The 19,543-nt window shown below is 68.4% G+C and carries 16 protein-coding genes and 1 riboswitch; of the genes, 2 read left to right on the top strand and 14 right to left on the bottom strand.

Features of this window, described 5'->3' with window-relative positions:
* Window positions 1-50: 50 nt before the first annotated feature.
* A riboswitch (cobalamin riboswitch) is annotated at window positions 51-259 on the top strand.
* A 162-nt stretch (window positions 260-421) separates the two neighbouring features.
* Together btuB and JI752_RS15825 are read left to right on the top strand one after the other, a co-directional pair.
* Window positions 422-2,293 carry a TonB-dependent vitamin B12 receptor gene (gene btuB, locus JI752_RS15830; RefSeq protein ID WP_216965869.1) on the top strand — a complete coding sequence of 624 codons (1,872 nt, stop codon included), beginning with the start codon at window positions 422-424 and terminating at the stop codon, window positions 2,291-2,293.
* A gap of 314 nt (window positions 2,294-2,607) precedes the next feature.
* Complete coding sequence (locus tag JI752_RS15825; RefSeq protein ID WP_216965867.1) at window positions 2,608-3,153, top strand: isochorismatase family cysteine hydrolase; 546 nt, start codon at window positions 2,608-2,610, stop codon at window positions 3,151-3,153.
* Here JI752_RS15825 and JI752_RS15820 read toward each other — a convergent pair.
* From JI752_RS15820 to JI752_RS15755, 14 genes are all read right to left on the bottom strand, one after another.
* Complete coding sequence (locus JI752_RS15820) at window positions 3,140-4,984, bottom strand: carboxypeptidase regulatory-like domain-containing protein (RefSeq protein ID WP_216965865.1); 1,845 nt, start codon at window positions 4,982-4,984, stop codon at window positions 3,140-3,142. The genes JI752_RS15825 and JI752_RS15820 overlap by 14 nt on opposite strands.
* Window positions 4,981-7,170, bottom strand: coding sequence for a DUF4175 domain-containing protein (locus tag JI752_RS15815; RefSeq protein ID WP_216965863.1), 2,190 nt, complete (start codon window positions 7,168-7,170; stop codon window positions 4,981-4,983). The genes JI752_RS15820 and JI752_RS15815 overlap by 4 nt, the downstream gene beginning before the upstream one ends.
* The gene (locus JI752_RS15810; protein WP_216965861.1) at window positions 7,167-8,336 is read right to left on the bottom strand and encodes a BatA domain-containing protein; all 1,170 of its coding nucleotides are present in this window, start codon (window positions 8,334-8,336) and stop codon (window positions 7,167-7,169) included. Before JI752_RS15810 ends, JI752_RS15815 begins: the two co-directional genes overlap by 4 nt.
* Window positions 8,333-9,247: a DUF58 domain-containing protein gene (locus JI752_RS15805; RefSeq protein ID WP_345777367.1), complete on the bottom strand. Its 915-nt coding sequence runs from the start codon at window positions 9,245-9,247 to the stop codon at window positions 8,333-8,335. Before JI752_RS15805 ends, JI752_RS15810 begins: the two co-directional genes overlap by 4 nt.
* Before the next feature lie 13 nt (window positions 9,248-9,260).
* The gene (locus JI752_RS15800) at window positions 9,261-10,256 is read right to left on the bottom strand and encodes a MoxR family ATPase (protein ID WP_216965859.1); all 996 of its coding nucleotides are present in this window, start codon (window positions 10,254-10,256) and stop codon (window positions 9,261-9,263) included.
* A gap of 66 nt (window positions 10,257-10,322) precedes the next feature.
* On the bottom strand, window positions 10,323-11,024 hold the full coding sequence (locus tag JI752_RS15795; protein WP_216965858.1) for a DUF4159 domain-containing protein: 702 nt from the start codon (window positions 11,022-11,024) through the stop codon (window positions 10,323-10,325).
* Window positions 11,021-12,658, bottom strand: a complete 1,638-nt coding sequence (locus tag JI752_RS15790) for a TldD/PmbA family protein (protein ID WP_216965857.1) — start codon at window positions 12,656-12,658, stop codon at window positions 11,021-11,023. The genes JI752_RS15795 and JI752_RS15790 overlap by 4 nt, the downstream gene beginning before the upstream one ends.
* A gap of 18 nt (window positions 12,659-12,676) precedes the next feature.
* Window positions 12,677-14,011, bottom strand: coding sequence for a TldD/PmbA family protein (locus tag JI752_RS15785; protein ID WP_216965856.1), 1,335 nt, complete (start codon window positions 14,009-14,011; stop codon window positions 12,677-12,679).
* A gap of 22 nt (window positions 14,012-14,033) precedes the next feature.
* On the bottom strand, window positions 14,034-15,662 hold the full coding sequence (locus JI752_RS15780) for a TldD/PmbA family protein (protein ID WP_216965855.1): 1,629 nt from the start codon (window positions 15,660-15,662) through the stop codon (window positions 14,034-14,036).
* A gap of 221 nt (window positions 15,663-15,883) precedes the next feature.
* Entirely contained in the window at window positions 15,884-16,348 is a 465-nt protein-coding gene (locus tag JI752_RS15775; protein WP_216965854.1) for a hypothetical protein, read from the bottom strand.
* Between the two features lie 97 nt (window positions 16,349-16,445).
* Window positions 16,446-17,126 (bottom strand): hypothetical protein, encoded by a 681-nt coding sequence (locus tag JI752_RS15770; protein WP_216965852.1) that lies wholly within the window; start codon window positions 17,124-17,126, stop codon window positions 16,446-16,448.
* A gap of 118 nt (window positions 17,127-17,244) precedes the next feature.
* Window positions 17,245-17,673: a hypothetical protein gene (locus tag JI752_RS15765; RefSeq protein WP_216965850.1), complete on the bottom strand. Its 429-nt coding sequence runs from the start codon at window positions 17,671-17,673 to the stop codon at window positions 17,245-17,247.
* A gap of 134 nt (window positions 17,674-17,807) precedes the next feature.
* Window positions 17,808-18,200: a hypothetical protein gene (locus JI752_RS15760; RefSeq protein ID WP_216965848.1), complete on the bottom strand. Its 393-nt coding sequence runs from the start codon at window positions 18,198-18,200 to the stop codon at window positions 17,808-17,810.
* Window positions 18,201-18,335: 135 nt separating this feature from the next.
* Window positions 18,336-19,340, bottom strand: a complete 1,005-nt coding sequence (locus tag JI752_RS15755; RefSeq protein WP_345777366.1) for a serine hydrolase — start codon at window positions 19,338-19,340, stop codon at window positions 18,336-18,338.
* Between the last annotated feature and the right edge of the window lie 203 nt (window positions 19,341-19,543).

Genomic DNA, 19,543 nt, shown 5'->3' with positions numbered 1-19,543 from the left:
GCACACCGCGAACCCAAGCCTCCACGCGAAAATGCCGTAGACTTCGCCCCGCTTCGAGGTGACCCGGCGGCGTCCTGCCGGCGGGTTGAAACGGGAAGCCGGTGACGCCGCCACGCGGCCAGTCCGGCACTGCCCCCGCAACGGTAAGCGAGTTCGAGCTCGGCACACCGCCACTGTGCACACGCACGGGAAGGCGCCGCAGCCGGAGGGCCTCCTCCACTCGCGAGTCCGGAGACCGGCCTGCGACGCAAGGGTCCCGACTGGAAACAGCCCGTCTGGAATCAGCATGGACCCGCCACTGGTTGCGATGCGGAGGGCGTCGCGGCGGCGACGTCGGCGTTCCGCTTCCGATTCCGCGGCCCACTCTCTCCCGGCAACCGTTCCTTTTGCCGTCGGCGCCGTCGTGCGCTGGAGAATTCCGATGTCCTTCCGCCGCAATGCCCCCGTCCACGCCCTCGCGTTCGCCTGCGCGCTCGCCCTGCCCGCGCTCGCCCACGCCGCGCCGCAGGCGACCGATCTGGACGAAGTCGTCGTCACCGCCAACCGCACCGCCGTGACGGTCAACGACGCGCTCGCGCCGGTGGAAGTGATCGACGCCGAGCAGATCCGCCGCAGCCAGGCGCGTTCGCTACCCGACCTGCTGCGCGGCCGCGCCGGCATCACGCTGTCCAACCAGGGCGGCCAGGGCAAGCTCACCACGCTGTTCCTGCGCGGCGCGGAATCCGACCACGTGCTGGTGCTAGTCGACGGCATCCGCATCGGTTCGGCGACGTCCGGCCTGGCCTCGCTGCAGGATCTGCCGGTCGATCTGATCGACCGCGTCGAGATCGTCCGCGGCCCGCGTTCCAGCCTGTACGGCGCCGACGCCATCGGCGGCGTGATCCAGGTGTTCACGCGACGCGACCGCGAAGGCTTCGCTCCGCGCGTCACCGTCGGCGGCGGTTCCAACGGCCTCAACGAATTCGCCACCGGCTTCGGCGGCGGCAACGGCCGCGCCTGGTTCGGCGCCGACTACTCGCGCAGCCACACGCAGGGCATCAACGCCTGCAACGGTTATTTCGACCCGGTGACCTTCGACGGTGCCGGTTGCTTCATCGCGCCGGACTCGCAGCCCGACCGCGACGGTTACACGCGTGACGCACTCTCCGTGCGCGGCGGCGTCGACTTCAACGAGCAGTGGACCCTGGAAGGCCACGCGTTGCGCAACGAAGGCGACAACGAGTTCGACGGCGACTTCACCGACCGCGCCAAGACCGTGCAGCAGGTCGTCGGCGGCAAGCTGCGCTGGCACCCGAACGACCGCGTCGACCTGCACCTCACCGCCGGCCGCAACCAGGACGCGTCCGACAACTACCTCGGCGACACCTACCTCGACTACTTCAGCACCTACCGCGACAGCGCCACGCTGCAGGGCGACTTCGGCCTGGCCCAACACCACCTGCTCACCGTCGGCCTGGACTGGCTGGAAGACAGCGTGAGCAGTACCACGCCGTACGACGAGAGCAGCCGCGATAACAAGGCCGCATTCGTGCAGTACCAGGGTCGCTTCGCAGCGCAATCGCTGGAAGCCAGCGTGCGCCGCGACGACAACGAACAGTTCGGCGGCCACACCACCGGCAGCGCCGCATACGGCATCGAGTTCGCGCAGAACTGGCGCATCACCGCCGGCTACGGCAGCGCGTTCAAGGCGCCCACGTTCAACGAGCTCTACTTCCCGTTCTTCGGCAACGCGAACCTGCGTCCGGAAGATTCCGACACCTGGGAACTGGGCGTGGCCTGGCGCGGCGACGCGCTCAACGTGCGCCTGGACACCTTCAGCACCGAGGTCGACGACCTCATCGCCTTCGACGCCGCGCTGGGCCTGCCCAACAACGTCGAACGCGCGCGCATGCAGGGCGCCGAACTCGGCGTGGACACGACCGTCGCCGAATGGACCATCGCCGGCGCGATCAGCTACCTCGACACCGAGAACCGCAGCGGCTTCTACGAAGGCAACGAACTCGCCCGCCGCGCGAAGAACAGCGCGCGTGTCGACGTGGACCGCGCATTCGACGATTTCCGCATCGGCCTGACCGCCGTGGGCGAAGGCTCGCGTTTCGACGACGTCGCCAACACGCGTCGCCTGGGCGGCTACGGCACAATCGACCTGCGCGCCGAATACGCCATCACGCCCGCGCTGACATTGCAGGCCCGCGTGGCCAACGTCTTCGACCGCGAGTACGAGACGGTGGCGTTCTACAACCAGGCGGGGCGGGAGTGGTTCCTCACGCTGCGCTACGCACCGGTGAACTGAGCCGTTCTGCGAAGTGACTGGCGCCCCTCCTCCGACAAGGCAGAGGGGCGCCGACCTTGCACTTCATCCCGAGCGGCGAGGCGAATCCATCCGATCCCGTTCGTCCTGAGCGTAGGGGCGAAGCCCCGGAGTCGAAGGATGAGCAGGCCGGTCACGCAACGGTCCCGCCGGGTCCTTCGACTTCGGCCTGCGGCCTACGCTCAGGACGAACGGTGGAAGGTTGTGGCGTCCATCGGCAAGCGCGGATGCGTCGAGACATCGCGCTCACGAAAGTTCGCCGACCCTAGCCTTCCATCGCTGGAGGCAGCCGCGACGTGAAACGCCACGCCCTTCTGATCATCGACATGATCAACGCGCTCGACTTTGCGCAGGGCGCGAAGCTGCTCGCATCCGCGCGACCGGCCGCGCAGCGCATCGCGCGACTGAAGGCGCGATTGAAGCCGCGCGGCGTTCCGGTCATCTACGTCAACGACAACTACGGCCAATGGCGCTCCGACTTCCGCCAGGTCGTCGCGCAGTGCGCGCAGGACGCATCGCTGGGCGCGCCGCTGGTCAGGCTGCTGCACCCCGAGGACGATGACTTCTTCGTGCTCAAACCCGAGCGCTCCGGTTTCCACGACACGCCCTTGCCCCTGCTGCTGGACCGGCTCGGCGCCGACACGCTGATCCTCACCGGCATCGCGCTTGATGTCTGCGTGCTCGCGACGGCGACCGACGCCGGCATGCACGGCTACCGGCTGTTCGTGCCGTCGGACTGCGTGGCATCGGAAACGCCAGGGCGCAAGCAGGCTTCGCTGAAGCTGCTGCGCGATTCGCTCCACGTCGACACGCGGGCCTCGCGCGCGCTCACGCTGCGCTGAGGCGTCGCCCGGCCCGCGAACGTTCCAGCCACCACAACGCGCCGCTGGCCAGCAGCCATGCCAGCCACCACGGCCAGCGCGCCGTCGGATGACACGGCGCCAGCGCGGCGTCCGCCTGCGCCATACTGCGTTGCGAATCCGCCGCGCGTTGCAGCGTGGCCTCGCGCAATGCCTGCGCCCGCAGCCCCGGCGCCGCATCGGTCGCGCGAACGAAGAACGCCTGCGTGCGATCGCCGGAACGCAGCAGGTGCCAGCCTTCCGATGTCGGCCAGAACGCTGCGCATGCGCGCGCGCCGGTGACGGGATCGCGCAGCAGCGCATGCGAAGCGCCGTCCGGCGTGATCACCCTTGCGCCGTCGGACACGCCGCACAATGCGACGCGTCGGTCCTGTCGCGCATCCGCATCGATATCGAACTCAGCCGCCGCCTGCGCACGCGCAAGCGCGGAGACCGCATCGCTCCACAGCGCGGCATGCAGGTCATCGCGTCCGCCCAGCACCAGGCGGAAGCTGTCGGCCAGCAACCACACGCCCACGCGACCGCGTCCGTGCGCGCGCCACAGGCCCAGCGCGGTGCCGTCCGCATCGCGCAGCAGCGCCACGCCGTCGGACGCGGACAGCCGCGCGTCGCGTCGCGTCAGCGGCGGCACCTCTGCCGGCGCCGCGTCGTGCGCACGCGGTGCGTCCTGCGTTCCCGGGCCGATGCGCGCGCGCTCCATCGCATCCTCGCGCGCGCCCGCAGCCAGCTTCACCGGAACCGAATCGCGTCCACCGTCGAGCGCGAAGCCCAGCGACCGCAGCCGGCCGCGTTCGCCGGCAGACAAGGGACCGGTGATGCGCACCAACAGGCCGAGCCCGTCGCGCACGGCCGCTTCGAGCGCGGCACGCTGACCCTCGCCCAGTGCGGACCACGCGCGCTCGTCGACGATGGCCAGATCGAAACGCGACAGGCTCGCTGCATCCAGCGAGATCGGCGCATCACCCAACTGCACGCCGCCACCGACCGCGATCTGTGCGTGCATCGGCAGGCCGGCATCGTCGAGCCAGCGCCGCAGGAACTTCACCTCCGGCCCGGGTGCACCCGCCAGCACAAGCACGCGCGGCGGCGCGGCTTCCTGCACCTGCAACGGCACATCGGCTTCCTCGACGACGCGCTTTCGCTCATCGTGCAGGCGCAGGCGGAACCGCATTCCTCCCGTGCCGCGCGCCGTGCCCGTGACCATGAAACGCCCGTCGTCCGCAATCGCGACGCGATCGACCGGACGACGCGCGGGATCAAGCAGCTCGACCTGCCCGCCGGCCAACTGCGCGGCACGACCGGAGATACGGAATTCATCGCCGGCCGCGATGCGGGCCGGCGCGGCGAGTTCGACGAGCCCGCGCGGCAGCGGCGGCGGCGTGAACTCGATGGCGATGGTCGACGCCGCATCGAGATCGCGCAGCTCCAGGCCGGCTCCGATCACGCGCACGCGCTGCGTTCCGGGACGGCGGCGAAGTGCGGTCGCCAGATCGGGCGCGCGCTCCACGTCCGACCAGGCCGGTGCTTCCGGCAGCGCGACCGCGGCGTCCCCCGCCGCCAACTGCGCACGCGGTGCGCCGGCCGTGACGACCACCAGGGTTCCGGCCTCGCCGAGCACCGTCGGCGGCCACAGCGCGAAGTACAGCAGCGCCGCGCACAGCGGCTGCGCGATCACCAGCGCCGCGATGCGCCAGGCATGCGAGCGTTGCGACGGCTCCGCGCGCAGATGGCGCACGAGCAGGCGCACGATGCCGAGCATCGCCGCGAGCGCGAGCACGACGGCCGTCGTCGTCGGCGAGAACAGATCGCTCATCGGGTCGTCTCCCGCCGCAGCGCGTCGAGGTAGCGACGGCCGTCCGCGTCGCCTGCATCGCGACGCGGCACCGCCGCCGGCGGGCGCGGCAACAGCGGCCACAGCTTGGCACGCAATTCATGCCGGCACGCGACGCACGCGGGCTGCGCGCGCAGCGCATCGACCGCGGCGATGAACGACAACGGATCGGGAACGCGCGATTCGTTCGTGCGCAACCAGCGTTCGAGCGCGGCGAAATCGACCTCGGCCGCGGCCTCGCGCCCCGGCGTGTCGTCCAGCGCGCGCCACAGGGCATCGAGCGTGGGATCGGGCGGCGTCGCGCGCGCCAACGCATCGTCGCGACGCGCGATGCCGGCACGGTCGCCGCTCATGCGGCGCGTCTCGTCGATGGGCGGAAGCTCCGGCCCCACGCGTGCCAGGTAGATGCGCGTGGCCTGCTGCACCTGCTTGATGTGCTTGAGCGCCGTGTACGCGTAAGGCAGCGCGCGCTCCGGATGACCCTGTCGCAGATGGCCTTCGGACTGCCACATCGCGTCGAGCGCAAGCTTGAGCGTGGCGCGCGTTTCCGGATCCAGCAACGTCGCCGCTTCCGCGTGGTCGTGCGTGTGGCCGTATTCCTCCAGCACCGCGCCTTCCTGGCCGAAGGTGGCCGTTCCCTTCGCGTCGTCGTGCGCGTGATCGTCCTGCGGCGCGGCGGATTCGCCGACGTGAGCGTGACCGGCCGCCTCGGTGTCGGATTCGGTCACGGCGGACACGTCGTCCGATGTCGGCGGCGGCTTGGGCTCGCCTTCGGCTTCCTCGCCGAGGAACTGGCCGTAACGCAGGCGCAGGATGCGCTGGTCCACGCCGATCGCGTCGCTGCGGCGCAGGTATTCGTCGGCATCGAGACGGCGCTTGTCCTTCAGCAATGCCTCGGCGTCGATGATGATCTGGCGTTGGCTGCGGAAATACGCGGGCATCACCTTGCGCACCATGCCTTCCAGGTCGCTGGTTTCGGTGCCCAGCTCGGACGGCCAGCGCAGGATCAGGCTGGCGCTGCGCGCGGTCTGCGGCGACGGCGTGCGGTTGTCCTCCACTTCCAGTTGGGCGATCAGGTCATCGCCCACGGCGAAACCGAGCGCACCCAGATCCAAGTGATGCGCGAAGCGCTTCACCGTCGCGCCGCCCGTGGCGCGCAGCGTCACGATCTGGTCGCGGAAGGTGATGTTCTCGCCGCTGCCTTGTGCAAGCGTCACGCGCAGCCTGGCCACGGGCGCGACGCCGAAGTCGTCGCTGGCCTCGAACACCACCGGCCACCGCTTCTGCCCCGGCGTGGCGAGGCTGAGGCTGCGATCGGGTTCGATCACGCGCACCTGCGGCGGGTGGTCGGCGATGGCATCGAGGCGGTGCGGCCGGGCTTCGCGCAGCGGCGGTGCATCGCGCAGCACAAGGCGGTAGAGCGCCGAGCGCGTGAGCACGTGGTCGCCGCGCCATGTCTCGCCGTCGCGCCGCAACGCGACACGGCGGCCGTCGTGGAAGACCAGTTCCGCTGCGGCGGGTTGCGGGGCCAGTCGCAATGCCCATTGCAGGCGCGTTCCCTGCGGAGCGCGCGTGTCGAGCGTGGGTTCGTCGCGCGCGCCCTGGCGCGTATACGCGGGCGGTGTCACGCGCAGGTTCTGTTCGACGATGCGCGTGTGCGTGGGCGCCGCCGCTTCGCCGCTGAGTTGCGCGACGACGTCGTCGAACATCTGCGCCGGTCGCGCGGGCCAGAAGACCACCGCCGCCGCGGCCAGCATCGCCAGCGCCGCCGAAAGCACGATCGCGCGCAGCGACCAGCGCGGCCGCAGATCGGGCGCCGCTCCGTGCCGAAGGCGCGTCTGCAGGCGTTCGCGTTGCAGGCGTTCGAGAGTTGTCAGCCCGGCATCCGGCGCGAACAGCAGGTCGGCGCTGTCCTCCATGTCGGCACGCGCAGCGTCCAGGCGCTGCACCAGCCAGCGCGTGTCGAGCTTGCGCGCACGCTGCACGCCGAAGGCGATCGCCGCGACCACGCCAACGACGAACACCGTCGACGCAAGCACGACGCCGTGCCATCGCCACGCCACCGTCGATGCGACCAGCGCCCACGGCAGCACGCACGCGATGGCATCCAGCGCGCGGCGCGTGCGTGCCTGTTGCCAGGCGTGCTGCAGGAGGTTCGCCGCACTCATGGCGCCACCGCCCTGCGCGGGCCCGTCGCCAGCCAGCGTTCGACGAGAAACAACAGCGCGATCGCAAGGGCCAGCCACGGCTGCACGTCACGCGGCGCGATCGGGAATGCGGCGCCGCCGTCGGCGGGCGCATGGGCCTTCGCCAGTACGCGTGTGGGCGGCGGCCCGGCGGGTTCGAGCGCGCGGCGCAGATGCTGCGCGAAGTCGGCATCGAGCAACGCCGGCATCGCCTGCGGCACCAGCGCGCGCGTGAAGCGCAGCACGCGGCCGTGTCCGTACGCGGCACCTTCGATCAACGCATCGCCCGCCTCGTCGCGCCACAGCGCGGCCATGGGCGGTGCGTCTTCGAGCCTGGCGTTCGCAGCCAGCAGCAACGTTCCGCCCGCGCGAGTCCAGTCGCGCACGTTCGCCGGCACCGTGCCGGGAGCGAGCCACACCAGATGCTTCGTCTTGCCGGGCCATGCCTGCGCGACGGGCGCAGTATCGAGCGCAACCGGCACGTTGCCCGGCGGCTGCCACGCGGCGACGGCGGCACGCAGATAGGGCAACGCGGACTCCGCGCCCACTCCATGGCGCACCACGAGGTCGGGCGCCCGCGTGGCGGGCAAGGCCGCAGGCGCGGGCATCGCACCGGGCGCCACGCGCCAGTCGACGCGACGCGACAGCACGACGCGCTGTGCGTCCGCGCCCTGCAAGCGTTCGGGCGCGATCACCGTGAGCGCAACGCCCGGCGGCAGATGGGCATCGAGGTCGCGCAGCAGGCTGCTGATGGACGCGTTCGAGGCGGCGGGCTGCGTGTCGATCTGCGGGAACTCCGGCGCCAGCCAATGCCAGCGCGCGTTTGCCGCGACCGGCACGGACGCTCGCACCTGCGCGGCATCCACACCCGGAACGACCGCGACATACGGCGCCTCGCTCTCGCCGCCGTGCAACACAGGCCGCGCCAGCAACGCCGCCATCAACGCCACCAGCAGCAGGCGGACCAGCAGCAGCGGCCATTCGTCGAAGCGGATGCGGTGGCGCGGCTTGGGCTTCTGCCGCAGCCAGCGCAGCGCGGCGAATTCGGTGGGACGCTGCTCGCTGCGCCGCGCCAGGTGGATGAGCAGCGGCAGCAGCAGCGCCGCGAGCGCGGCCAGTGCGGCAGGGATCAGGAACGCCAGGCTCACGCGTACTCCGCCGCGTCGCGTGCGCCGAACAGCCGACGCAGCGGCAGGTCCAGCGGCTGGTCGAGGACGTATTCGGCATGGCGGATGCCGCTGGCGTCCAGCCGCGCATCGAGTTCGCGTCGCGCCTGCACGAAGCGCGTGAGGAAGTCGGCGCGCATCGCCGCGCCGTCGCCGAGCAGTTCCTCGCCGGTTTCCGGATCGTGGAAGCGGTGGCCGCCATGGAACGGGAAGTCGCGCTCCTCGGCGGTGAGGATGCGCACCGCCAGCACTTCGCGGCGCGCGGCGGCCAGTCGCGTCATCACCTCGATCGCGCCGTCATCGAAACCGTCGCTGAGCAATGCGACCAGATCCCCCGCGCCGATGCGCTCCCACAACGGGCGCAACTGCTCCGGCGACGGCCAGCGGCCGCGTGCCTGCAAGCCGTGCAGCTCCAGCAGGAAGCGGTCGCGCTGGCGCAATCCGGCGCCGGGCGCGAGCAGGCGCACGCCGTCGTCGCGCAACGCGACGAGGCCGAAACGATCGCCCTGTTTCAGCGCGAGTTCGGCGATGCACGCCGCCAGTCCCTTCGCCGCCGCAAGCCGCGACCAGCCCGGCCGCGCCTTGTCTTCCTGCGCCATCGACGCGCTGGCATCGATGAGCAGCCATACGGCCAGCGGGCTTTCGCGCTCTGCCTCGCGCACGAAGAAGCGGTCCGAGCGCGCGTAGAGCTTCCAGTCGATCTGGCGCAGTTCGTCGCCGGGTTCGTACGCGCGGTACTGGGCGAATTCCAGTCCGGCGCCGCGACTGCGGCTGTGATGCAGGCCCAGCCCCTGCAATCCGACCGCGCGTCGCGAGGTCAGGCGCAGGTCCTTCAACCGCGCGCGCACCTGCGGCGGAATGAAGTCGGCGATGCGGGTGCCGGGCGTGTTCACGCGTGCGTTTCGATCAGGCGTTGAACGGCACGGCGCGCAGCAGCGCGGCGATCACGTCGTCGGCGCTCTTCTGTTCGGCTTCGGCAGCGAAGGACAGCAGCAGGCGATGACGCATCACGGGCGCGGCGAGCGCGGCGATGTCCTCGCGCGTGGCAGCAAGGCGTCCGTGCAGCAACGCGCGCGCCTTGGCGGCGAGCACCAGCGACTGGCCCGCACGCGGGCCGGCGCCCCACTTCACCCACTGCTTCACTTCCACGGGCGACGCCTCACCCGGGCGTGTGGCGCGCACCAGTCGCGTCACCCAGCCGAGCAGGTCTTCGCCGAAATGCACTTCGCGCACGCGTGCCTGCAACGCCAGCACTTCCTCACCGTGCATCACGCTGGGCACATGCGCCGAGTGCGTGCCGGTGGTCTGGGCGAGGATGTCGCGCTCCTCGCGCTCGGTCGGGTAGTCGACGCGGATGTGCAGCAGGAAGCGGTCGAGCTGCGCCTCCGGCAGCGGGTACGTGCCGGCCTGTTCGATCGGGTTCTGCGTGGCGAGCACGAAGAACGGCGCCGGCAGCGAATGCGTCACGCCCGCGTAGCTGACGGTGCGCTCCTGCATCGCCTCCAGCAGCGCGGCCTGCGTCTTGGGCGGCGTGCGGTTGAGCTCGTCGGCGAGCAGCAGGTTGGTGAAGATCGGGCCCGGCTGGAAGCGGAAGTGGCGATGGCCGGTGCCGTGGTCCTCTTCCAGCAGTTCGGTGCCGAGGATGTCGCTGGGCATCAGGTCCGGCGTGAACTGCACGCGGCGGAACTGCAGCTCCAGCGCCTGCCCGAGCGAGCGCACCAGCAGCGTCTTGCCCAGGCCCGGCACGCCTTCGAGCAAACAATGGCCGCCGGCCAGCAGGCCGATGAGCAGCTGCTCGACCACGGCGTCCTGGCCGACGATGGCCTGGGCGATGGCGTTGCGCAGCGTGCCGAGCTTCTCGAGCTGCGCCTTGAGGTCGGCTTCGGTGAGGGTGTCGTTCATGTCGTTTCGGTCCGCCTTCGCTCGTTGCTCGTCATTCCCGCGAAAGCGGGAATGACGACCGGGGTGTCAGCTATTCAACGCATACATCACGATATTGACCGCGAACTTCGTGTTGTCCTCGGCCAGGAAACGCTTGTTGCGCCAGTCGTAGTCCCACTCGCAACCGTAGTCCTTGTTGCTGTAGAGCACGCTCAGGCGGCCGTCGATCTCGATGCCCTTCAGATAATCGTGCACCAGGTCGTCGCCCCAACCATTGAGCTCGAAGGTCGTGGCCGGCGGGCCGTCCTTGAACTGGAAGAAGCTGCGGTACAGCGCGTGGTTGTTCGGCAGCTTCTTCAAGGCCTTCGGCCCGAAGATCGACGCCATCTGCTCTTCGAACGACTTGGCGAACAAGCCGTCGATGTCGTGGTTGCAATCGTCCACGAACACGAAGCCGCCGTTGCGCACGTAGCGTTCGAAGTTGCGCCGCTCGGCCGGGTTGAACTCGACCAGCTTGTGGCCGGCGAGGTAGCAGAACGGCGCGGTGAGCATCTTCGGATCGGCCAGCGCGATCACATGCTCCTTCGGGTCCACGCGCAGGGTGGTGTAGTCGATCAGCGAGGTGACCAGGTTCGCCGGCATGCGCTGGTCCACGTCCCAGTCGCCGGAGTCGTACTTCAGGCGGGTCAGCCAGAAGTCGTACTCCGCGCCCGCCGCCCGTGCCAGAGGAGGCAGCAGCGCCGCTGCCGCGCCCCCCAGCATCAGGCGGAGGAACTGCGCGCGGTTCATATCGACCGCGCGGTATTGATGACGTTGACGCCGTTGAACCGTGCCGTGGCCGCGCCGTGCGAAACCGCCGAGACCTGGCTCGGCTGGCCCTTGCCGTCGAAGAACGAACCGTAGAGGCGGAAGTCGCGCTCGTCGCAGATGCCCACGCAGGCGTTCCAGAATTCCGGCGTGCGGATCTGGTACGCGCCGTCTTCGACGAGGCCGGTGATCTTTCCGTTCTTGATCTCGTAGAACAGCTGACCGCCGAACTGCGCGTTGTAGCGTTGCTGGTCGATGGAGTACGAGCCGCGGCCGTGGATATACAGGCCGTTTTCCACGTCCTTGACCATGTCGGCGACGCTGAGCGGCGTCTTGCCCGGCATCAGCGAGACGTTGGCCATGCGCTGGAACTGCACGCTCGACCACGAATCGGCGTAGCTGCAACCGTGCGATTGCGCATGACCCAGGATGTGCGCTTCATCGCGCGTGGCCTGGTAGTCGACAAGGACGCCGTCGCGCACCAGGTCCCACTGCTTCGTCTTCACGCCTTCGTCGTCGTAACCCACCGCGCCCAGGCTGCCCGGACGCGTCTTGTCGGCGACGAAGTTGACGATGTCGCTGCCCCACTTGTAGCCCGCATCGCGCTTGTCGAGCGTGGCGAAGCTGGTGCCGGCGTAGTTGGCTTCGTAGCCGAGCACGCGGTCGAGTTCGAGCGGGTGACCCACGTTCTCGTGGATGGTGAGGAACAGGTTGCTCGGGTCGATGACGAGATCGTACTTGCCCGGCTTCACCGACGGCGCCTTGAGCTTGGCGCGTGCGTCGCGCGCGGCGGCCACCGCGTCTTCCATCACGTCGTAACTGGTGCCGTAAGCGGTGATGCCGCCGGGCAGCGCGAACTTGCCCGACTTCGCACCGTCCAGGTACTCGTAGCCCATGCCCATCGGCGCGGACAGGCCGTTGCGCGTGCGGAACTTGCCGCTGGCCTTGTCCACCGCGGTGGCGGTGACGGGCAGCCAGATGCGGTGGATGTCCTGGTCGATGTAGCTGCCGTCGCTGGAGGCGAAGTACTTCTGCTCGTTGATCAGGAACAGCGTGGAGTTGAAGAAATCCGCACCGGCCTTCATCGCCGCGGCGTTCACCGACAGCAGCAGGTCGACCTTGTCCTTGATCGGAACTTCCATGCCGTTCTTGCGGATCGGCGTGGCCCAGCGCACTTCGCCCAGGCCGGGCGTGGGCGCCAGTTCGACCTTCCGGGTCTGGTTGCGCGCATTCGCCTTGGCGATGGACAGCGCGGTGCGCGTGGCCTGGGCCACGGCGTCCGGCGTCTGCACGTGCGTGGCGGCGAAACCCCACGCGCCGTCGGCGAGCACGCGCACGCCGACGCCCGAGGACTCGCCGTTGACCACGTTCTCCACACGCGACTCGCGCGTGATGACCGACTGGCGCAGGTAACGGCCCACGCGCACGTCGCAGTACTGCGCGCCGCCGGCGCGGGCGGTGGTGAGCGCGGCGTCGGCGAGTTGCCGACGGCGCACGGTGTCGACCGGCTCCAGCAAGGCCTCCGCGGCGATGTTGTTGCCCCATGCAGAGCTATGGGGCAACAGCATGCCGGCGACGCTTGCACCGGTCAGGTGGAGGAAATCACGACGCTGCACGATCGAACACCCTTTGCGTCAAACCGCATCCGACAGCGAGGTGAAGGTGAAATCGCGCAGCTTCATCGGCGGGATCATCATCACGAACGAGGATTCATCGCCGGCCACGCGCACCGGGCGTCCGAGTTCCTCGATGTTGTTGAGCATGATCACCGGCGACTCGTTGAAGCGGAAATTCTTCACCGGGTGCTTGATCTGGCCGTTCTCGATGTAGAACGTGCCGTCGCGCGTGAGGCCGGTCAGCAGCACGGTCTGCGGATCGACCATGCGGATGTACCAGGTGCGCGTGACCAGGATGCCCTTCTGCGTGCCGCGAACGAGGTCGGCGGTGGACTTGTCGCCGCCGGCCACCAGCAGGTTGCCCGGCTCGCCCACGGCGCGCTTGCCCTGCTTCTTGGCCCAGTAGCGCGAGTAGTTCAGCGCGACGACCTTGCCGTTCTCGACAATCGCCATCTTCTCGCGCGGCAGGCCTTCCGAATCCCACGGCAGCACCGGCGCGCGCGGGTCCCACGGATCGGCGCTGATGTTCACGCGCGAGTCGTAGACCTGTTCGCCCAGCTTGTTGCCACCGCCCTTCTTCGACAGGAAGCTGCGGCCTTCATCGGCCTGGCGCGCGTCGAAGAAATTCATCATGAACGAGATCAGGCCCGCGGCGGCCGCCGGTTCCAGGATCACCGTGTACTTGCCCGGCTCCAGCGCCTTGGCTTCGGCCGATTCGGTGGCCTTGCGCATGGCGGTGCGGATGTCGGCGTCGGCCTTGAAGTCCGATGCGTCCTTGAGGTTTCGGCCGACCCAGCCCGAACCGCGACCGTCTTCGGTGCGCACGGTGCAGGTGTAGTTGAACGTGCCGCCGCGCTGGTAGGCGAAGTTGCCGTTGCTGTTGGCGATGGCCACGAAGTTCTGGCCGTCTTCCAGGAAGCCCGCCGCGATCAGCTTCTCGCCCTTGCACGGACCGATCGAATCGGCCGCCACTTTCGCGCGGTATTCCGGCGTGATGGCCGCCGTGGATTCGCTGAAGGTCGGGCTGGGCTTGTAGGTCTGCTTCTCGATGGCCGGCATGAACTCCGGGTTTTCCGGCGCCAGGCGGGCGAGGTCTTCGGCACGACGCACCACGCGTTCCAGCGCGGCGTCGTCGAACTCGTTGATGGTCGCCGTGCCGACGCGGTTGCCGAAGGCGACTTCCACGGCGAGTTCGGTGTTGTCCACGATGCCGCTGGTGGAGATGTTGTTCAGCGCGAAACGGATGTTGCCGTCGATGGAGCCCGACAGCGTGGCGCTGATCTGGTCCGCCTTGGACAGCTTGATGACCTTGTCCAGGATGGCCTTGGACTGTTCTTCGGTGAAGATGCTCATTTAGTGATTCTCCAGCGCGCGATCAGCCGAGGCTGCGGGCGGTGTTGATGACGTTGATGCCGTTGAAGCGCGCCGTGCTCGAACCGTGCGAGACCGCCGAGACCTGGCCCGGCTGGCCCTTGCCGTCGAAGAACGAACCGCCCAGGCGGTAGTCGCTTTCGTCGCAGACGGCGACGCAGGCGTTCCAGAATTCCGGCGTGCGGATCTGGTAGGCCACGTCCTCGATCTGCTGGGTGATCTTGCCGTTCTTGATCTCGTAGAACAGCTGGCCGCCGAACTGCGCGTTGTAGCGCTGCTGGTCGATGGAGAACGAGCCGTCGCCGATGATGTAGATGCCGTTCTCGACGTCCTTGATCATGTCGGCGACCGACAGCTTGTTCTTGCCCGGGGCGAGCGACACGTTGGCCATGCGCTGGAACTGCACGCTCGACCACGAGTCGGCGTAGCAGCAGCCGTCGGATTCGGTCTTGCCCAGGATGTGGGCCTGGTCGCGGATGGTCTGGTAGTCCACCAGCTTGCCGTTGCTGATGAGGTCCCACTTCTTGGTCTTCACGCCTTCGTCGTCGTAACCGACGGCGCCCAGGCTGCCGACCTGCGTCTTGTCGGCGAAGACGTTGACGTTGCCGCTGCCGTACTGGAACTTCTCGCGCTGCTTGTCCAGCGTGGCGAAACTGGTGCCGGCGTAGTTGGCTTCGTAGCCGAGCACGCGGTCCAGTTCCAGCGGGTGGCCGATGGACTCGTGGATGGTGAGCCAGGTGTGCGACGGATCGAGCACGAGGTCGTACTTGCCCGGCTTCACCGACGGCGCGCTGAGCTTGGCGCGTGCCTGCTTCGCCGAAGCGACGGCGTCTTCCATCATGTCGTACGACAGACCGTAGTTGACCACGCCGTTGGGCGAAACGACCTTGCCCGAAGCCGCGCCGTCCAGGTATTCGAAGCCCATGCCCATCGGCGAGGACAGACCGTCGCGCGTGCGGAACTTGCCGGTGGCCTTGTCGATGGCGGTGACGGTCATCGGCGCCCAGATGCGGTGCACGTCCTGGTCGATGTAGCTGCCATCGGTGGAGGCGAAGTACTTCTGCTCGTTCACCAGGAACAGCATGGAGTTGACGAAGTTCGCGCCTGCGTTTATGGCCGCGGCGTTCACGCCCAGCAGCAGGTCGGCCTTGTCCTTGAGCGGCACTTCCATCGAGTTCTTCCGGATGGGCGTCTTCCACGACACTTCGCCCACGCCCGGCGTCTTGGCCAGTTGCACCGGCGCGCTCTGCATCTTCGCGTTGGCCTTGGCGATCGCGGCGGCCTGCTGCGCGGCCTTGACCACGCCCTGCGTGCTCAGATCGTTGGTGGCGGAGAAGCCCCACGCGCCGTTGACGAGCACGCGCACGCCGATGCCGGTGGACTCGGTATTCACCACGTTCTGGACCTTGTCCTCGCGGGTGATCACGAACTGGCGCAGGTAACGGCCGATGCGCACGTCGCAGTAGGTCGCGCCGGCGGACGTGGCGGACTGCAGCGCGGCGTCGGCCAGGGCCTTCTTCTTGCCCACGTCCATCGTGGTGAGCAGGGCTTCGGCGGCGATGGACTTGCCGAACGGCATCATCAAGCCGGCCACGCCAATGCCGGACATCGTAAGGAAGGAGCGTCTATCCACTGTTGTCGTACCCCCAAATGGGCCCGGTGGCGCCGGTGCGGCGCGGCGGGCGAACGAACGAGACAAGAACTCGCCGACTGTGGGGAGCCGGATCGGGGGGCGTCAAGTGACGAACGGACTAGATGCGCGTGCCCGGAGGCACGACGAAGTCCGAACTGTGGAGTACGTCCTCGGGCGCCGGGGTTCCGGCGCGCAGGAATGTGCCGAGTCGGGCGGCCTGCTCAGCGGGCGGAAAGCGCGGCCGATCGCCGGCCCGATCCCAGACGGGCCGCGGCGTATCCCAGCGCGGCCGCCATCAGGCTACGACCCAGGGCCCCCACATCGAATAATTCGCGCAGCGTGGCCCCCATGAAGAACCGCATGACGCCCATGTCGACGAGCTGGACCAGGAGGTAGAGCACGACCACGTGCAACAGTCGCCGGGAGTGGATGGGGGCGGCGAATCGCCAGTAGAGGAACGCCCCCACCACGACGTACAGGATCCGACGAACGAGCCGCGCGTTGGCCACGGCCTCCTCCATGGAGCCACCGTACAGCGGCCAGTACGCCATGCTCAGGCCGCTGATCGTCGCGATGCTCATCGCAGCGGCAAAGATCAGCACGGCCCATACCAGCATTCTTCGCCACCGAAGCGGTGGCATCTCGGCGACGGTGATGTTTCGGGTCGGCGACTGGTACGGGTCCATGGCTCCCCCCATGAGCGATGGATGCCGAGTCTAGTCGGTTCGTCGCCGGGTCGTGGGGGCCGCTACCCTCGCCGCCGAGCGGGCATGTCGCGCCGCTTCATTCGCCGTCGCTGGTCAGCGCCATGACGTCGATGAAGCGACCTTTCGCGTCGAACCGGCATTCGAACCGCTTCATGCCTTCGTTGCCCTTGTCGACGGTGCCGGTGATGGAGCTGCCTCCATCCTTGCGTCGCACGACCGGATCGGTCTTCACGTAGGCCGGCCGCGTGCCGTAGTTGCCGGCCACTTCGCCGCGGCAGAACGCCGGCATGTTGCCGGGCGTCACCACCGCGCTGCCGGCCGGTGCCGCGGGCACCGCGGGTGCCGCCGATGCCGCAGCGCCCGTCACGCCGATCGTCAGCGTGTAGTTGGCCGCCTCGTTGCGGCGTGCGGCGTTGCGCATCAGATACACGCGGACCCGATAGTCGCCATTGGCCGGAAGGCGCCCGCTGTACGTGTTTCCCGACGAGGAGCCGACGAACAGCGCCGTGTCCGAGCCGGGCGGCAGCACGTTGAAGTAGTTCGATGCATTGCCCGGCTTCAAGGTGACCGAGAGCGTCTGGCCGGCACGGGCGCCCACGAGGTAATCGACACTCTCGTCGCCCTTGATGCTGCCGGTGATCGTCTTCGAGGACGCGCCCTTGGCGAACTGCACGCGCTCGGTACGAACCTGCGCCTGCGCGACGCCCACGAGCATCAACGCGAGCGCGGCGACAGTGAGTACGAATGGCCTGGTCATCGTGGGTGCCTCCCGGAGAAGCAGGCACCCTACTGAAGGCTCCGTGCCGGAGCGGTGAATGCGATCTTCGCGAACAACACGGGCGCATTCAGGCATCGGACTGCCTGCGCCTGCGCCCTCAGTCCTTTCCCGCACTCTGGATGCGCGGGAAATGACGCATCACGAAGAGCACGTACACCAGCCACAGAGCGAACCATGCCGCCGCGACGATCAGCAGCCCGACCGTGTAGAGGATCAGGCTCGGCGTGAGGAACAGCAGGATGCAGCCGATCAGCCACAGGCGATCGCCCCGACGCGAGTAGCGGGCGCGTTCGTCATCGTCGATACGACCGGCCAGCGATGCGCCGTAGTAGTAGAAGGACGAGAACGCGAACCCGAACGTCGCCACGCCCATCGCGATCAACGCGGCCTGGTATACGAACCCGTCGATCTGGCCGGCCGTGTACTTGGGATACAGGAAGAACAGCAGGAACGTGAAGATCGCGATGCTCGACGCCGCGAGCTGGTACGAGCGGTTGACGTTGGCAGCGGCAACATCTTCAGCCATGGGATCTCTCCTCACCTCGCCAAGGTTCGCGGCAAGCGTAACCCGGGAAGGGGCGCGAGCCACAGTCCCCGGAACATGTGTCCCGTGCCGGCTACGCTGACTGCGAAGTGCGCCCGCGGCTTCGCACGGATGCACTACGCCTGCTTGAAGACAATCGCCATCTTCGCGCCGGGGTCGTTCACGATCAGACGGCCGTTCTCGACGCAGTAGTTGTGCACGCCGGGCGCGCCGTCGATCTCCAGCATGTAACAGGGGCCCGCCTCGGCGAAGACCTTGTAATGGCGGGCAACGGCCTCCGGATAGCCGGCGACCCTCATGACCAGCGTTTCGCGCGTTATCTCCAGCTGCCCCCCGTCGTAGATTTCCCGAATGCGAGGCGACTGCGAAGCCGGGATGCCGGCGTCCTTCGCCTTTTCGATCGTCGCCTCGACGTCCACGGCCCACTGGCCATGGAGCGAAGAGGCCCGGCCGCAGGCGGCGGTGGCAAGCATCGAAACGACCAGAACAAGAAGGTGGAGTCTCTTCATTCCCTGAGCACCTGTGATGGAGGGTTGGCCGTCAGCGCAGCTGCCATTGCACGATGAAAGTTCGGGTGAGCTCATGCATGCCGGGGCCGGCCACGCTTGCGTGCGCATTCGCACGCAGCGTTTCGAGCGGGTCCGTTACAGGCCGGGCATCAATTCCTGCGTGAGCAGCTTGAGCGTCAGCGCATGCGATTGCCGTTCGCGGTAATTGGTCGTGGTGATGACCACCACGGCCCGCTTCGGCGGAAGCAGGTACACCGCATTGCCGCCGGTGCCGGCCATCGTGGGCGCCGTGATGACGCCGCCATTGCCGTCGGGAATCTTCATCAGCCACCACAGGTAGCCGTAATCGGCATCGTCGCGCGCGGTCGCTTGCGGCGACAGCGATTGACGCACCCATGCCGCGGGAACCACCTGCTTGCCGCCGGCGCGCCCGTCGTCGAGATACAGCTGGCCCAGCTTCCACAGATCGCGCGTGCGCAGCCCCAGGCCACCACCGGCCTGGGCCAGGCCCAGCGGCGAGAACTGCCACTCGGGCGCCTGGATGCCGAGCGGATCGAACAGGCGTCGTTGCGCGTAGGACGGCAGCGGCTCGCGCACGGCGGTCTGGATCACCTCGCCCAGCGCGCTCACGCCGGCGGTGCAGTAACGGAAGCTGCGGCCGTGCGGCGAATCGGCCGGTTTCGGCATCCAGCCAGGAAAGCCCTGCACCGGAAGATCGGCGTAGAACTGCACCCAGTCCTCGATCAGATACATCCGCTCTTCGTTGCCGCGCGAGAACTGATCGTCGTCGTTGCATTCCACGATGGACGACATCGTCATCAGGTCTTCGACCCGGATCGCCTCCTTGCGCGGATCGGGGTTGAGCATCTTCTGCCGGCGATCGGGCGGGAGCACGTCGAAGATGCGCGCGGACGCGCCGACCAGCCTGCCGTCCTCGATCGCCAGCCCGGCGAGCATTCCCGCCACCGTCTTGGTCACCGAACGCGTGTTGCGGCGCCCTTGCGCTCCGGCCTCGTCGAAGTAGTGCTCGTAGACGACCTTGCCGTCCTGCGCGACCAGGATGCTGGTGATGGCCTTGTACTCGCCTTTCTCGACCGCCTGTTGGGCCTGCTGGAACGGCTCTCGATCGGCAGCGGCCACGGCGCACGAGGCCGTGGCGAGGCAAAGGCAAAGAAGCGCTCGTTTCATGGAAGTCCCCCGGTTTCAGCGATTCTATCGCCCGCGCGCTCGCCCATCTTGTACCCGCGAAACCTCTGCCCTGCCCTCAGGGCGAGTCGCCGGAACGCGCCAGGCGTCATGCCGAACTCGGCGACGAACACCGATGATCGCGTTCGCTATCGGGC

Source organism: Lysobacter sp. MMG2 (assembly GCF_016735495.2).
Taxonomy (GTDB): domain Bacteria; phylum Pseudomonadota; class Gammaproteobacteria; order Xanthomonadales; family Xanthomonadaceae; genus Lysobacter_J.
This window is presented reverse-complemented; position numbering and strand designations above follow the sequence as displayed.